The organism is Rhodococcus sp. BS-15 (assembly GCF_000813105.1).
In the GTDB taxonomy this organism is placed as follows: domain Bacteria; phylum Actinomycetota; class Actinomycetes; order Mycobacteriales; family Mycobacteriaceae; genus Rhodococcoides.
Window position 1 is genome coordinate 1 of record NZ_BAOX01000518.1, and the last position, 1,716, is coordinate 1,716.

1 protein-coding gene is annotated in these 1,716 nt (G+C 66.5%); it reads left to right on the top strand.

Annotated features, from left to right (window positions below):
• Positions 1-1,681 (top strand): dihydroxy-acid dehydratase (gene ilvD / locus RHBS_RS27535; protein ID WP_128646918.1); only part of this gene is annotated, 1,681 nt, incomplete at its 5' end.
• Between the last annotated feature and the right edge of the window lie 35 nt (positions 1,682-1,716).

The window sequence follows — 1,716 nt, forward strand, 5'->3', positions numbered from 1 at the left end:
GAACGTCGGCGAGATCGTCGCCGACGCCGTACGAGCTGCGGGCGGCGTTCCCCGAGAGTTCCACACCATCGCCGTCGACGACGGAATCGCCATGGGCCACGGCGGAATGCTGTACTCGCTGCCCAGCCGCGAGATCATCGCCGACTCCGTCGAGTACATGGCCAACGCCCACACCGCCGACGCGCTCGTCTGCATATCCAACTGCGACAAGATCACCCCCGGAATGCTCAATGCCGCGATGCGCCTGAACATCCCGGCCGTCTTCGTCTCCGGTGGACCGATGGAGGCAGGCAAGGCGGTGGTCGTCGACGGCGTCGCGCAGGCACCGACCGACCTGATCACCGCGATCTCCGCCAGCGCCAACTACGCCGTGTCCGAGGCGGGCCTCGACGAGGTCGAGCGCAGCGCGTGCCCTACGTGCGGGTCGTGCTCGGGCATGTTCACGGCGAACTCGATGAACTGCCTCACCGAAGCGCTCGGCCTGGCATTGCCCGGCAACGGCTCCACCCTGGCCACTCACGAGGCCCGCCGGGCGCTGTTCACACGCGCAGGCACCACCATCGTCGAGGCAGCGCTGAAGTTCTACCGCGACGAGGACGAATCCGTCCTCCCCCGCAACATCGCCACTCCGGCCGCGTTTCGCAATGCCATGGCACTAGACGTGGCGATGGGCGGATCCACCAATACAGTGCTGCACACCCTCGCTGCTGCGCAGGAAGGCGAGGTCGACTTCGACCTCGACTCCATCGACGCCATCAGTCGCAAGGTTCCGTGCCTGTCGAAGGTCTCCCCCAATTCCGATTACCACATGGAAGACGTGCACCGCGCCGGCGGAATCCCGGCTCTCCTCGGCGAATTGCGACGGGCGAACCTGCTCGAAACCGACGTCTCGACCGTGCACACGAAGAGCTTCGACGAATGGCTCGACACCTGGGACATCCGGTCCGGCAAAGCGTCCGCCGAGGCCGTCGAGTTGTTCCACGCCGCCCCGGGCGGTGTCCGCACCGTCGAACCGTTCTCAACGAGCAACCGCTGGTCCTCGCTCGACACGGACGCCGCAGGGGGCTGCATCCGCGATCTCGAGCATGCCTACACGGTCGAAGGTGGCCTGGTGGTATTGCGCGGCAACATCGCCGTCGACGGTGCGATCCTCAAGACCGCGGGCATCGACGAGGACCTGTTCTCCTTCCAGGGACCGGCGCTGGTCGTCGAGTCGCAGGAAGAAGCCGTCTCGGCCATCCTGCAGAAGAAGATTCAGCCCGGTGACGTGCTGGTCGTTCGCTACGAAGGACCCAAGGGCGGTCCCGGCATGCAGGAAATGCTGCACCCGACGGCCTTCCTCAAGGGTGCCGGACTGGGCAAGGTCTGCGCCCTGATCACCGACGGCCGCTTCTCCGGCGGAACCTCGGGACTGTCCATCGGGCACATTTCCCCCGAGGCCGCTGCGGGCGGTGTGATCGGGCTCGTCGAGAACGGCGACCAGGTCCGAATCGACGTCGCCACTCGCACCCTCGAGATCCTCGTCGACGACGAGACCCTCGAGACGCGACGCGCGAAGATGAACGCGTCCGAGCGGCCGTGGCAGCCCGTCGATCGCCAGCGCACGGTCACCACCGCTTTGCGCGCATACGCCGCGTTGGCGACATCGGCGGACAAGGGTGCCGTCCGCTACGTCCCCTGAGGGTGAAAATCACGTGAGCGGAACCTCGTAGCAGG